Below are 13,419 nucleotides of genomic sequence, written 5' to 3'. Positions count from 1 at the left end.
CGTCGTGCGTGGTTCCGGATGGGCGAGTCCGTAAAAAGTCTGAGCGCGGATCGGGCGTAGGTGTTGCAATTTCGCTCACAAGTGGACGAAAAACAAAGCTTTTTGGAGGGGTGCCTCCCTGTCCCGGGTCCGACCCGAACGGGCGTGCTGTTTAATTGCATACCGTTCGCAATAACAGTCGATCTTGAACAGGGATGTGCAGAGTATGACGGCCCGATCTCTACGGGTGGCGGTCGGAGCCACGCTGGTGACCGCCCTGTCCCTGACCGCGGCGGCCTGCTCGGACCCGGACAGCGCCCGGAGCGGCGCCGGATCGGGGTCCACCTCGGCCGTCGTCGGCATCGCCTACGAGCCCGACAGCCTGAGCCCGCTGCTCGGCTACGGCAAGGACGGCAACTCCAAGATCTTCGACGGCCTGCTCGCCCTGGACGGCGACATGAAACTCCGTCCCGCCCTAGCCGCCGCGCTCCCCGAGGTCAGCGCCGACGGCCTGACCTACACCTACCGGCTTCGCCCGGGAGTGAAGTTCAGCGACGGCAAGGCGTTCGGCGCCAAGGACGTCGTCTTCACCTACCGCACGATCCTCGACGAGAAGACCAACAACGCCTCCCGCACCGAGCTGGACGCCGTCAGGGACGTCACGGCGAAGGGCGAGGACACCGTCGTCTTCACCCTGAAGTACCCCTACGCGCCGTTCGCCCAGCGCACCGTCCTGCCCATCGCCCCCGAGCACGTCGCGGGCAAGCAGGACGTCAACACCGGGGCCTTCACCACCCGCCCCGTCGGCACCGGGCCCTACGTCCTCACCCAGTGGTCCAAGGGCGAGAAGCTCAGCTTCACCGCCAACCCCCACTACTGGGGCGGCGAGCCCGAGGTGAAGAAGTTCACCATGGCGATCATCAAGGACGACGACGTGCGCGCCACCCGGCTGCGCTCCGGCGACCTCGACGGCGCGATCCTGCCGCCCAACCTCGCCAAGGGCTTCGCGGACGACCGGAGCAAGAAGACCTACGCCGCCACCACCTACGACTACCGCACGGTGACCCTGCCGACCCACAACAAGGTCGCCGGGGACACCGCCGTGCGCCGCGCCCTCGACGTCGCGGTCGACCGCGAGACCATGGTGAAGGCCATCCTCAACGGCGACGGCAAGCCCGCCTACGGCCCCGTCCCCACCGACAGCGAGTGGTTCACCCGGGGCACCGAGCGCCGCCACGACCTCGCCGCCGCGAAGAAGATCCTGGACGAGGCCGGATGGCGGCCCGGCAAGGGCGGCGTCCGGGTCAAGGACGGCGTGCGCGCCGCCTTCCCGCTCTGGTACCTCACCGGCGACAAGCTCCGCCAGGAGCACGCCCTCGCCTACGCCTCCGACGCCAAGAAGGCCGGCATCGCCATCACCGCCGAGGCCGGGACCTGGGAGGTCATCGAGCCCCGGATGAAGCACGACGCCGTGCTCGCGGGCGGCGGCTCGCCCGCCGACCCCGACTTCGACCAGTACACCCTGCTGAAGTCCTCCCTCGCCGGCGACGGCTTCAACAACATGGCCTGGTACGACAACAAGGCCGTCGACGCCGCGATCGAGGCGGGCCGCAGGAGCGGGGACGAGGCCGAGCGGAAGAAGGCGTACGACACCGTCCAGCGCGAGCTGGTGAAGAACCCGGGCTACACCTTCCTCACCCACATCGACCACCTCTACGTCGTCGACGACCGCTTCGGACCCCTCTCCACCCAGGTCGAGCCGCACGACCACGGGCTGGCCTCCGGCCCCTGGTGGAACGTCGAGAAGTGGTCCACCGAGGGCGCCGGGGACACGAAGAAGTGAGCCGACGCCTTCCCTGGGGGCCGATGGCGCGGATGGCGGGACGGCGGGCCCTGTTCGCCGTCCCCGTCCTCGGCGTCGTCACCTTCGGCGTCTTCGCCGTCGCCGAGGCGTCCCCCTTCGACCCCGTCAAGGCGTACGCGGGGACCGCGGGGCTCACCGCATCGCAGGAGAACCTCGACCAGCTGCGGGCCAACCTCGGCGTCGACCAGCCGCTCGTCGCCCGCTGGTGGGACTGGCTGACCTCCGCGCTCCGGGGCGACCTCGGCGACTCCAGCGTGATGCGCCAGCCGGTCGCCGACGTCATCGCGGAGCGCATGGGCTGGTCCGTCCTGCTCGCCGCCACCGCCTTCCTCGTCGCGATCCTGCTCGGCACCGGACTCGGCGTCCTGGCCGCCCGCAGGCCCGGCGGCTGGCTCGACCGGTGCGTCAGCTCCGCCGCATACACCCTGGAGGCCGCCCCCGCCTTCTGGCTCGGGCTGCTCGCCATCTGGTTCTTCGCCCTGAAGCTCGACGTCCTGCCGGCCGGTGGACTCACCGACGCCGCCAGCGACGTCGTCACCTTCGGCCAGGTCGCCTCCCACCTCGTGCTGCCCGCGGCCGTCCTCGGCGTCTCCCAGCTGCCGTGGTTCTTCCTGTACGTGCGCCAAGGCGTCGCCGACGCCCTCGCCGAGGATCCGGTGCGCGGCGCCCGCGCCCGGGGGCTGAGCGAGCGGACCGTGCTCCTGGGTCACGCCCTGCGCTCCGGGATGCTGCCGATGCTCACCCTGATCGGCTCCCGCGTCCCCGAACTCATCACCGGGGCCCTGCTCGTGGAGACGGTCTTCAGCTGGCCCGGCATCGCGGCCGCCACCGTGGAGGCCGCCACCTCGGTGGACTTCTCCCTGCTCGCCGCGCTCACGGTGCTCGCCACCGCCGCCGTCCTGCTCGGCAACCTGCTCTCCGACCTCCTCTACGGACTCGCCGACCCCCGGGTGGCCTTCGATGGCTGAGACCGCGCTCGCCCTCCCCGGCCGCACCACCCGCCGGGTCCGGATCGTCACCTCGGCCGTGATCGTCGTCGCCGTCCTGCTGGCCGTCCTCGTCGTCCCGCCGCTGGCCCAGCTCGACCAGCAGGCCGTCGACCTGGCCAGCAAGCTCGAGCCGCCGTCCCTCGCCCACCCGTTCGGCACCGACGACGTCGGCCGCGACCTCCTGCTGCGCTGCGTCTACGGCCTGCGCGTCTCGCTGCTCGTCGGCCTGGTCGCCGCCCTCACCGCCACCGTCGTCGGCACCGCGATCGGCGCGCTCGCCGGGGCGTTCGGCGGCTGGACGGACCGGATCGTGATGCGGGTCGTCGACGCCCTGTCCTCCGTACCGCATCTGCTGCTCGGCATCTTCATCGTCGCGATGTTCCGGCCCGGCGTCTGGCCGGTGATCGTCTCGGTCGCCCTGACGCACTGGCTGTCCACCGCCCGGATCGTCCGCTCCGAGGTCCTCTCGCTGCGCTCGCGCCCCTTCATCGACGCGGCCGTCTCCGGCGGGGCCTCCCGCACCCGGGTCATCGTGCGGCACCTGCTGCCCGGGGTGCTCCCGCAGGCCGGCCTGGCGGCCGTGCTGATGGTGCCGCACGCGATGTGGCACGAGTCCGCGCTGTCCTTCCTCGGACTCGGGCTGCCCGCCCATCAGGCGAGCCTCGGCAACCTCGTGCAGTCCGCGCGCGGTTCGCTGCTCGCGGGGGACTGGTGGCCCACCCTCTTCCCCGGCCTCTTCCTGATCATTCCGACCCTCGCGCTCGCGGGACTCGCCGGAGCCTGGCGCGACCGGATCAACCCGCGCCGGAAATCGGAGCTCATGCTGTGACCGACGCCCGTGAGACCGACGCCCCCGTCGCCGACCGCGCCCCTTCCGTGACGCCGGTCCTGGACGTCCGGGATCTCTCCGTCCGCTTCCGGATGCGCGGCGGCCGGGACATCGCCGCCGTCACCGACGCCCGCTTCTCCGTCGCACCGGGGGAGTGCCTGGCCCTGGTCGGCGAGAGCGGCTGCGGCAAGTCCGTCCTGGCCTCCGCCCTGCTCGGCCTGCTGCCCGCCAACGCCGCCACCACCGGCAGCGCGGTGCTCGGCGGGGACACGGACCTGCTCACCGCCGACGAGCGCACCCTCGCCCGCACCGTACGGGGACGGCGCATCGGCCTCGTACCGCAGAGCCCCGCCGCCCATCTCACCCCCGTGCGCACCGTCCGGGCCCAGCTGGAGGAGAGCCTGCGCGAGCTGACCGGGGTGCGCGGGAGCACACTGCGCAAGGCCGTCGTGGCGGCCGCCGACCGCGCCTCGTTCCCCGACGGGCACCTCGACCGCTACCCGCACGAGCTCTCCGGCGGCCTCGCCCAGCGCGCCGCGACCGCCCTCGCCCTGATCGGCGACGCCCCGCTGCTGCTCGCCGACGAACCGACCACCGGACTCGACCGGGACCTCGTCGAGCGGACCGTCGACGAACTGCGCCGCCACACCGACGAGGGCCGGGCGCTGCTGATCATCACCCACGACCTGGCCGCCGCCGAACGCATCGCCGACCGCGTCGCCGTCATGTACGCGGGCCGGATCGTCGAGATCGCCGACGCGGCCCCCTTCTTCGGCGCACCCGGCCCCCGCCACCCGTACGCCCGAGGTCTGCTGGAGGCCCTGCCGGAGCGGGACTTCGCCCCGATCCCCGGCATGCCGCCGGAGCTGGGGGCGCTGCCCGAGGGCTGCGCCTTCGCCGCCCGCTGCGCTCACGCCGACGCCCGCTGCACCGGCGAACGTCCGGCCTTCGAGGCGGGCCTGGCCTGCCACCACGCGCCGACCGGCGGGACGCACCCGATCGAGGAGGCCGCCGATGCTTGAGCTGACCGGGATCACCGCCGGATACGACCGCCGCGACCCCGTGGTCCGCGAGGTGTCCCTGCACGTCGGGGCGGGCGAGGCGGTCGGACTGCTGGGCCCCAGCGGCTGCGGCAAGTCCACCCTGGCCAAGGTCGCCGCGCTCCTGCACCGCCCGGACGCCGGAACCATGACCCTGGACGGCACGGTGATACGCGGCTGGCGGCACCGGGCCCCGCAGGAGCAGCGCACCGCCGTCGGCGTCGTCTTCCAGCAGCCCCGGCTCTCCGCCGACCCCCGGCTCAGCCTGCGCGAGCTGATCGCCCAGCCGCTGCGGTCCACCGGGCGTCGCCGGGACGTTCCCGCACGGGTGGCGGAACTGGCCCCGCTGGTCGGCCTCTCCGACGAACTGCTGGAGCGCCGCCCGCACGCGGTGAGCGATGGCCAGCTCCAGCGGGCCTGTCTGGCACGGGCCCTGGTGCTGGGGCCCCGGCTGCTGATCTGTGACGAGATGACCGCGATGCTCGACGCGTCCACGACGGCTGCCCTGGTCGCCGTGGTCGAGCGCTACCGCTCCGCGTCCGGGGCGGCCCTGCTGGCCGTCGGCCACGACCGGGTGCTGCTGGAGCGCTGGTGCGACCGTACGGTCCGCTGGGGCGAGCGCCACGCCGAGAAGGCGCCGGCCGGCTGACGGTTCCCGTGCGGCGCCTTCTTGGTGCCGGGCTCTGAAGCCCGCCCGGCAGCTGTCCGGCGCGGAGTGTCCGCGCGGGAGTCCGCACCTGCCGGTTAGGTTGGCGGGACGAGTGATCAACAGACGGAGAGTCGGCGCGAGCGCCGCCCGGGGGGCGGCGGTTGCCTCAGGTGTGAGGTGTTTGATGAGCAGGTTGCTGGATTGCGACGAGTTCGACTGGTCGGCGAGCTACCGGCTGCTCACGCTGTACGACACCACCATGGCCGCGGAACAGTTCTACGACGACGCGGACCGAACGAAGTGGCTGCTCCCGGGTCGGGGCGTGGTGTTTCTGCAGACGCCCCCGGAAGTGGGCACGGTGCAGATGCGGCTGGAGTCGTGGTCGGCCGAACCGCCGCCGTCGCCCGGCCCCTGGGCAGGGCAGGAGGAGGTCGAGGTCGGCTTTCCCGACGGCCACCTCGGTGTGCAGACAGTGGCTTCCGGGGGTATGGACACCGACTTGGTGCTGCCGTCGCCGGGCACGTACCGGACGCGGTGGCGGTGGGTGTTCGACCCGGACGGCGGCCCCTTCACCTCCCCCTTGGCCGACTCCTTCGGCGAACCGCTCGACCACCCGGGCGGACACGAAGAGGCTCTGGACGGGGCTGATCAGTTCATCCTGGTGCAGATGTGGCCGAACGCCGCAGCCTGAATCGTCGGACCGACCGGATCGCAGGGCCGCCCCTCGGGGGGCGGCCCTGCTTCTGGATCACCGGTGGGTGACTGGCGGGATGTCAGTCGCCGATGGTGACGGTGAAGGCTTCCCAGTTGAGGATCCGGTCGGTCTGGTACCAGGCGCCCAGGCGGTTGCCTGCCTCCTGGTTCTCCGCCGGATCGACATAGCGGACGGAGAAGTCGTTCTTGTACTTGTCGCCTTCGTAGAGGTAGCGGGCGGCGCCTTGGGCGGTCGAACGGAACGGGTACTCATCGCAGTCCTTGCCCGTCGCCGGGGCACCCGGAGTGTTCTCGTTGCAGTCCTTCTTGCGCTCACTCAGGTTCTTGTTGTAGCGCTCCTTGGCGAGTGTTCCGGCCCCCTGGGCGATGCGGTGCAGCGGGTCCAGCGGGTCCTCGCCGGGCAGCTTCTTGTCCGTCTTCGTCGGGTAGCTGGCGTCCGGGTCCTTCCGGGCCTCGTCGATGTGGCGGGCTACCGCCTCGACTCCGGTGTACGACGCGGGCGGACCGGCGTGGCTGGTGTCGCTCTTGTCGTAACGCAGCGACGGGGTGACGTCCGAGAAGACGGAGCCGAGCTTGTTCCATGTGAGGTAGGCGGCACTGTCGAAACGGATATGCCCCGTTTCACCCTCGGAGGAGATGAGCTGGCCGTAGCCGGGCAGGGTGAAGTCCAGCTCCGGCGTGAACTCACCGGTCGCTATCTGCTCACCGATCTGGACCTCGGGAGCCTTGGGGGCGGTGGACTGCAGGTCGAACTTGGCGTCACCGTCCAGCTTCCACTGCGCAGGCGAGTCCTTGCGGCCGGTGTCGAGCCCGTAGTGGCAGGCGTCTTCCGGCTTCGCGTCGGGGTTGCCCGTGTCCCAGGCCCCTTCGCACGGAAGCTTCGCTTCGATCTTGGCACCCGGCTTGCCGAATTCGCCACCGATCCAGTGGACGTCGAGGTTGAAGTCGAAGTCCGCGTACCGGACGTACTGACTTCCGTCCTTGCCGCCGATCCTGCCCTTGCCGATGAGGGTCTGCGTGGCGATGAACTCGCCCTGCAGATAGCAGCCCGGCGGCCACAGGCCGCACTTGATGGCGGGCATCAGGACCAGGGTGTCCTGGCAGTAGGAGAACCGGTTCTTGATCCAGCCGGCCGCGTTGTCGGCGTCATCGGCCGCCTCGCACTCAGCGGGGTCCTTGATGTACTCGTACGGATCGGCCGGCTTCTTGCCGCCGATGAACCTCGTGGAGGGTGAGGTGTAGGTCCGCTCCCATGCCGCCCTGGTGTTCATGCCGCTCTTGCGGGCGGCCGCGCCGCGGTTGGGCATGATGCCGAGGGCTTCGAGGTTGCCGTCCCGCCTGAAGACGTCCTGGACTTCCTGAACCTTCTGGGGGTCCTTGACGATCTTCGGGTCGGAGATGGCGTAGGAGTCGCCCGACCGCAGGTTGGTGGGCTGACCCGCGGCGGCCGTCTCCACGACGAACTCACGCCACGGCGACCAGTTCAGGTTGTAGTGGGTGCCGTCGTAGGCGTTGGTGCGGAACTTGTAGGTCTTGCCGTCGACCAGCTGTCCGGACGGCACCTGTACGTTCGCCCACTCGCCAGGAGTGACGCGTTCGGAGACGATCAGGCCCTCACCGCTGGGCGTGGTGATCGGCTTGTCGGTCTCGGCATCGTAGACCTGGAAGGTTCCGGAGACCTTGTCGCCGTCGGCGTCGGTGAACCTGTCCCGCAGGGTCGGGGTGAGGGTGTTGACCCCCCACACGCCCTGGTAGGACGTGAAGGGCGGCCCGGCCTGCTGGTCGCTTCCGTCACCGGGACGGAAGTTGTAGTGGACGGTCAGCTTCGGCTGGTTGGACGTCGCGTTACGCGAGTTGACGATCTTCCAGCCCTTGGCATCGCCCTCCGCGGCCCGGATGCCCATGTGGCCCTTGGTCTGCTTCGTCGACGCCCACGTCTGGACCAGGTCCTTCACATCGGCCTTGATCCAGCCGTCGGCCGTGTCGGAGCATCCCTGGGCGTTGCCCTTGGTTTCGGTGGAGGTGGCGTACTGCTGCTGCCACGTCGGCTGCTTCGTCCACCTGGACGACGAGTCGCCCGCCGTAGTGCTCCACACGTCCCAGCTGTGGGGCTTGCAGTCGGTGTTGCCCGAGTGGGTGTTGTAGAGCTGTACCGACGCGGAGGAGACGAGTGCGTCCGCGTAGGCCGAGGAGTTCCACGACATCAGCGTGCGGGCGGTGCGCGGCGTACCGTCGGGGTTCTTGGTGCCGGGGTTGCCCCAGTCCAGCTCGGTCTGTGAGCCGAGGTCGGTGGTCTCGCCCTGCTGCACGTAGGTGTCGAAGCTGTTGCCCAACACCGAGGTGGAGGGATCGATCATCACCGGGTACTCGGTGCCCTCGTCCTGCAGCCACGCGGTGTCCGGGGTGACGACGAGGTCGATGTTCCCGGAGCCGTGGTCGACGACGTCCATCTCCACGCTGTGGCGGTTCTCGTGCTTGCCCGACACCTTGTCGACGGAGGCGTCCCACATGACCGGGGCGGGCATGGTGGCCTTCTTCGCGCCGGTCTCGGCGTCGCTGAACGTCACCGAGCCGTCCTTGTTCTCGGCCGCCTTCAGCCCCTCGGCCCTCAGGGGCAGGGTGTAGGAGTAGCCGCCGTCGGGGCGCTCGTTCACCTTCGTGTACTGCTCGAATCCGATACGGGTCGCCTCGACGACGACGTCCGCGCCGGGGAGGGCGTCCTGGTAGGTGGCGGTGCCGCCGTCCAGCTTCGGCTTGGGCAGGCCGCCCTTCCACCTGAGGGTGATGGTCTCGCCGTCGCCGCCGATCGTCGCCAGATCGGTCGCCGGAGCATCCTGGGTGGCCTTGAGGGACTTCGCCGGGGTGCCGGCGCCGCCGGAGACGGTGAGGTTGTTCGGGTGGGCCTTCGCCTTCACCCGCCCGCCCGCCGACTGGAGGGTGGCATCGACGTCGACCCATGTGCCGTCCCGCTCGATGCGCTCCGGCCCCAGGGTGGACTCGGTCGTCAGGGTGCCGTCAGGGTTGGCGTAGGTAAGGCTGTTGGCGGTCGTCTCGTTGGGGGCGAGAGTCTTCTTCCCCGTCCTCTTCGCCTCGGCCAGCGCCCAGGGGATACCCGCCTTGGAGTGCTTCGTCGCCCAGGCGAGAGCGGACTTCTCGGCCGCCGCCTCGGACGGCTGGTCCGCGGTGGCCGACGCGGTCTTCACTCGGTCGCCGTCGTCTGCGGCAGAGGGGAGCGCGACGGCCAGCGGCGCCGCGGTGAGCAGGACCGCGGGCACCACCAAGTGCCGCAGCCCGCGTCTGTAGCGTTTCCCGGTAGACACACTTCATCCCTTCAACAGTTTGTTTAAGTCCGGGAATTCCTACGTGATCTTCAGTCCGGCGGGCAACCGGACATCGAGGTCCATGCGGGTGTGTATCGCCCGTGTCCCGACGTATGGGCCGCGTGAGCGTGGTCACGGTTGCACGCAGGGTGATCACGATCGGGTTGCGACCGGCGATGCGACGGGCAAGTAGCCCGCACGGAGGCCGCATCGAGGCGCTGTACGCGTCGCGGCCGGAGGCGACGATCGGGTCCGGTCGCCATTCGCGGCCGACGCAGCGTCGGGCTCGTCAGAGCTGGTGGCGGACGCCCGCCTCCTGCTGGGCCTCGGTGAGCTGCTTGCGCAGGTCGCCCTCGATGGACTCACGGGCTTTTCCACGACGGAAGAGGGGAAGCACGGTGCGCTGCTTGCCGTCCTCGACGAGCAGGGCGAGCCCGCCGTAGAGCGCGAAGACGCCGATGCCGAGACCGGTCCAGCCCGCCGCGGTCTGGAGGATGCTCCCCAGACCCGCCTCGTAGAGGCCGGTGAGGGCGAAACGCACCGCGGTGAGGGTGAGGAGGACGGCGAACAGGGGCTTGGACTGCACGGCCGCCCCGGCGAGTGCGAGCACGAAGGGGACGAGCGCGAGGAGGAAGACGGCCTGTGCCACCACCGGCTTGCCGGGCGGTGAGTCCAGAGACGTCACGCTGGTTCCGGCCCAGGCGGCGCCGAGCAGCAGCAGCGCCGTGCCGGCCCCGGCGTCGCGAGCCAGGAAGGCGAAGATGCCGCCGACGAGTTGGAGCGGCACGACGAAGATGAGGACGAGGAGGAGAAGGATGCTGCTCTGCGCGACCGGTACCCAGCCGAGTTGGAGGGAAGACAGAACCGTGCTGCCCATGCCGAGGGCGAAGAAGCCCAGCGGCAGCGGGCTGGCGATCGGGCGCAGCACGATCCGCGTCACGGCGTCGGTCGTCAGCGGCTCCGACGGGCCGTTCGGGTTGGATTCCTGATTCACCGCGCAAGCGTACGAGTTCCGGACCGGTCCGCGGGGACCGACGTCCCCGGCCGCGGCCGGGGACGCGTTCGACCGTGTCCGGTCCCTGATCCTCTAGGAGGACAGGGAGTCGACGGCCACGGCGGCCGCTTCGGCGATCAGCCTGTCGTCCGGCTCGGCGTCCTTCGTGGCGCGGTGCGACAGGATGGCGATCACGAGCGGAGCGGAGTCCGGAGGCCACACCACGGCGATGTCGTTGCGCGCCCCGTAGTGGCTGCCGGTGCCGGTCTTGTCGCCGACGACCCAGTTCTCAGGCACACCGGCCCTGATGACCGCGTCCCCGGTGGTGTTGGTCCGCAGCCACTTCGTCAACTGCGCCCGCTCGGGTGTGGGCAGGGCCTTGCCCAGGACGAACGCGCGCAGATCCTGGGCCAGCGCCCGAGGCGTGGACGTGTCCCGCTTCTCGCCGGGGACCCAGCGGCTCAGCTCCGGCTCCTCCCGGTCCATCCGAGTGACGTCGTCGCCCAGCTTCTCCAGTGCGGCGTCCAGGCCCTTGGGGCCGCCGACGTGGTCGAAGAGGAGGTTCGCCGCGGTGTTGTCGCTGTAGCGCACGGAGGCGTCGCACAGTTCCTTGAGCGTCATGCCGGTGTCCACGTGCTTCTCGGTCACCGGGGAGTTGGCGACCAGGTCCTCGCGGGTGTAGGTGACCCGCTTGTCGAGGCCGTCCATGGAGTAGGTGCTGAGAACGACCCCGGCCTGGAGCGCCTTGAAGGTCGAGTTGTAGGCGAACCGGGCCCGGTCGTTGTGGGTCACCTCGCGTCCGGTGCCGGTGTCGATCGCGTACACGCCCAGCCGCGCGTCGAACTCGCGCTCCAGCTCCTCGAAGTCGCCGGTGTACGGCTTCGCGGCGGCAGCGGAGGCCGACGTACTGGCGACGGGCTTGGCGGACGTGGGCGGCGAGGCGGAGTCGCTCTGCCCGCAGGCCGCCAGAGGTAGGAGGGACAGTGCGGCGAGCGCACCGGCGACGGCGGTCCTGACGCGGGGGTGATGCATGGGCGAACCTCCTGGCGCTCCGGACCGGAGCGCATCGGGGACGGAGCGGCACAGCTCCGTACCGCTACGTGGTCGTGCGTGCCGAAGTCACCTTCGTCTCCCTCCTGCCATGCGGTCCAATACGTTCGTGGGTGTTTCCATGCCGAAACCGCATAGGATCCGGCCCGTGGATCTGGTCGGAGCGTGTCGGGCATTCGTCAGCGTCAGTGAGTACGGCGGCTTCACCGACGGGGCGGCCGCCGCGGGGATGTCCCAGTCGGTGGCGAGCCGCCGGGTCGCGGCGCTGGAGGAGCGCTTCGGCGAGCAGCTCTTCGAGCGCACCTCCCGGCGGGCGGTGCTCACCCCCTTCGGGCGCGACATGCTGCCCGCCGCCAGACAGCTCGTCCAGGCCGCCGGCGTCCTGCTGGACGAGGCCGAAGCGGTCAAGCACAAGCCCTGGCGGCTGGCCGTTCCCGACACCTGCTCCGGCTCCGCCCTGGCCCGCCTGGTCGCCGAGGCGCGGGGGCACGGTGTCCGGCTCGACCTCCGGGCCGCCGGGCCGGCGCGCCGCAGGGAACTCCTCCACGCGCACCAGGTGCGCGCCGCCCTGCTCGCCGTGCCCGCGGGTGAGGCGCCCTGGTCCGTCCCGCTGGGGCTGGCCGGGGCGCGGGACAGCGGGGTGCGGCGGATCTACGTCGAGACACTGCGGCTCGGACGGGCCTCGCCCGGCCCGGCCCGCCGCGTCTGGATCCAGCCGGAGGACGACGTGCCCCACATCCGCGACCCGCTGACACGGCTGCGGGACGCGGTGGGCCTGCGGCCCGCGCAGGTTCTCGCCGCACCCGACCTGACGGCCGCCGCTGCCGAAGTCCTCTGCTCCGAGGACCTCTTGCTGTGCTCCCGGGCCCAGGCCGCGGAACTCGCCCTGGCCTGGCACCCCATCGGCGAACTGACGCTGCGCCGGGGCTACGCTCTCACGGTCGTGGCGGACGGCAATCCCCTGCCGGTGAAAGAGCGTCTGGGCGAGGCCATGGCCCGCGCTCTGGGCGCGGACGACCCGGCCGGTGCCGGGGGAGGGAGGGCGGCGTGAACACCGAGACGCTGCTGCGGGACGTGCGCGCCCGGCTGCACGACGGCGGCCTGCGCGCGTGCCTGCTGGTGCGGGACCTGAACTCGGGGGAGGAACTGGGCATCGAGCCGGACACGGAGCTGCCGTCGGCCTCCCTGGTCAAGGTCCCGCTCGCGCTCGCCACGCTCGAACGCATCCGGCGCGGTGAACTGGACGGCGCGACCCCGCTGGACGTGGCGCCCGGTCACGTCACCACGCCGGGCCCCACCGGCCTCAGCCGCTTCCGGCACCCCGCCCGGATCGCGATCGACGACCTGCTCTACCTCAGTACCTGCCTGAGCGACGGGACGGCAGCCGACGCACTGTTCACCCTCACCCCGCCCGACTTGGTCGCCGCCGTCCTCGGGGAAGCCGGCCTGCGCGGCATCACGGTCCGGCACCGCACGGAGGAGCTGTTCGACACGCCCGTCGAGCGTTTCGATGCCGACCAGGTGCACCTCGCCCACGCGCTGGCCATCGACGCGGGCACCAGCGGCCGCGGCCACCGGGTGCCGCAGCTCGACACGACCCGCGCCAACACCGGCAGCGCACGCTCCTTCGTCGACCTCCTCCACGCCGTCTGGACCCCGTCGAAGATCCATCCGGAGGTGGCCGAGCGGCTGCGCGACCTCCTGGCGCACAACGTGCTGCGTCATCGGCTCACCCCGGACTTCAGCTCCGACGCGAGCAGCTGGTCCTCCAAGACGGGCACCCTGCTGAACCTGCGACACGAGATCGGCGTCGTGGAGCACGCCGACGGACAGACCTTCGCCATCGCCGTACTGACCGAGTCGTCGGTCCCGGCGGGAGCGCAGCCGGGCGTCGACGCCCTGATGGCCGAGGCCGCCCGGCGGCTGCGCGACCACCTTCGACAGTTCTAGGCGCCCCCTGCCGGCAGCTCCAGGGTTCTCCCGCGGGTCGT

11 protein-coding genes are annotated in these 13,419 nt (G+C 71.1%); 8 read left to right on the top strand and 3 right to left on the bottom strand.

Annotated elements, in window-relative coordinates; genetic code table 11:
* Positions 1–205: 205 nt before the first annotated feature.
* The 6 genes from ACH4UK_RS32420 to ACH4UK_RS32395 all read left to right on the top strand — a co-directional run bounded on the left by ACH4UK_RS32420 (position 206) and on the right by ACH4UK_RS32395 (position 6,041).
* Positions 206–1,822: an ABC transporter substrate-binding protein gene (locus tag ACH4UK_RS32420; protein ID WP_398362106.1), complete on the top strand. Its 1,617-nt coding sequence runs from the start codon at positions 206–208 to the stop codon at positions 1,820–1,822.
* 23 nt (positions 1,823–1,845) lie between these two features.
* A complete protein-coding gene (locus tag ACH4UK_RS32415; RefSeq protein WP_398362311.1) occupies positions 1,846–2,811 on the top strand; it encodes an ABC transporter permease in 966 nt (321 codons plus the stop codon).
* On the top strand, positions 2,804–3,661 hold the full coding sequence (locus ACH4UK_RS32410; protein WP_398362104.1) for an ABC transporter permease: 858 nt from the start codon (positions 2,804–2,806) through the stop codon (positions 3,659–3,661). Before ACH4UK_RS32415 ends, ACH4UK_RS32410 begins: the two co-directional genes overlap by 8 nt.
* 92 nt (positions 3,662–3,753) lie before the next feature.
* Positions 3,754–4,683, top strand: a complete 930-nt coding sequence (locus ACH4UK_RS32405) for an ABC transporter ATP-binding protein (protein ID WP_398362309.1) — start codon at positions 3,754–3,756, stop codon at positions 4,681–4,683.
* The gene (locus ACH4UK_RS32400) at positions 4,676–5,350 is read left to right on the top strand and encodes an ABC transporter ATP-binding protein (protein WP_398362102.1); all 675 of its coding nucleotides are present in this window, start codon (positions 4,676–4,678) and stop codon (positions 5,348–5,350) included. The genes ACH4UK_RS32405 and ACH4UK_RS32400 overlap by 8 nt, the downstream gene beginning before the upstream one ends.
* 184 nt (positions 5,351–5,534) lie before the next feature.
* Positions 5,535–6,041 (top strand): hypothetical protein, encoded by a 507-nt coding sequence (locus tag ACH4UK_RS32395; RefSeq protein WP_398362100.1) that lies wholly within the window; start codon positions 5,535–5,537, stop codon positions 6,039–6,041.
* 82 nt (positions 6,042–6,123) lie between these two features.
* Here the strand turns inward: ACH4UK_RS32395 and ACH4UK_RS32390 are convergent, their stop codons facing one another.
* The 3 genes from ACH4UK_RS32390 to bla all read right to left on the bottom strand — a co-directional run bounded on the left by ACH4UK_RS32390 (position 6,124) and on the right by bla (position 11,410).
* Positions 6,124–9,384 carry a DNRLRE domain-containing protein gene (locus ACH4UK_RS32390; RefSeq protein WP_398362098.1) on the bottom strand — a complete coding sequence of 1,087 codons (3,261 nt, stop codon included), beginning with the start codon at positions 9,382–9,384 and terminating at the stop codon, positions 6,124–6,126.
* Between the two features lie 289 nt (positions 9,385–9,673).
* Positions 9,674–10,378, bottom strand: a complete 705-nt coding sequence (locus ACH4UK_RS32385; RefSeq protein ID WP_398362096.1) for a GPR1/FUN34/YaaH family transporter — start codon at positions 10,376–10,378, stop codon at positions 9,674–9,676.
* Between the two features lie 93 nt (positions 10,379–10,471).
* Positions 10,472–11,410 (bottom strand): class A beta-lactamase, encoded by a 939-nt coding sequence (gene bla, locus ACH4UK_RS32380; RefSeq protein WP_398362094.1) that lies wholly within the window; start codon positions 11,408–11,410, stop codon positions 10,472–10,474.
* Between the two features lie 166 nt (positions 11,411–11,576).
* Here bla and ACH4UK_RS32375 point away from each other — a divergent pair, with 166 nt between their 5' ends.
* Both ACH4UK_RS32375 and ACH4UK_RS32370 read left to right on the top strand, forming a co-directional pair.
* Complete coding sequence (locus ACH4UK_RS32375) at positions 11,577–12,479, top strand: LysR family transcriptional regulator (protein ID WP_398362092.1); 903 nt, start codon at positions 11,577–11,579, stop codon at positions 12,477–12,479.
* Positions 12,476–13,378 (top strand): serine hydrolase, encoded by a 903-nt coding sequence (locus ACH4UK_RS32370; protein ID WP_398362090.1) that lies wholly within the window; start codon positions 12,476–12,478, stop codon positions 13,376–13,378. The genes ACH4UK_RS32375 and ACH4UK_RS32370 overlap by 4 nt, the downstream gene beginning before the upstream one ends.
* Positions 13,379–13,419: the final 41 nt, after the last annotated feature.

This window comes from Streptomyces sp. NPDC020884 (genome assembly GCF_044333935.1).
Lineage (GTDB): Bacteria > Actinomycetota > Actinomycetes > Streptomycetales > Streptomycetaceae > Streptomyces.
The sequence above is the reverse complement of the archived record's forward strand: the minus strand, read 5'-3'. Positions and strand labels throughout refer to the sequence as shown.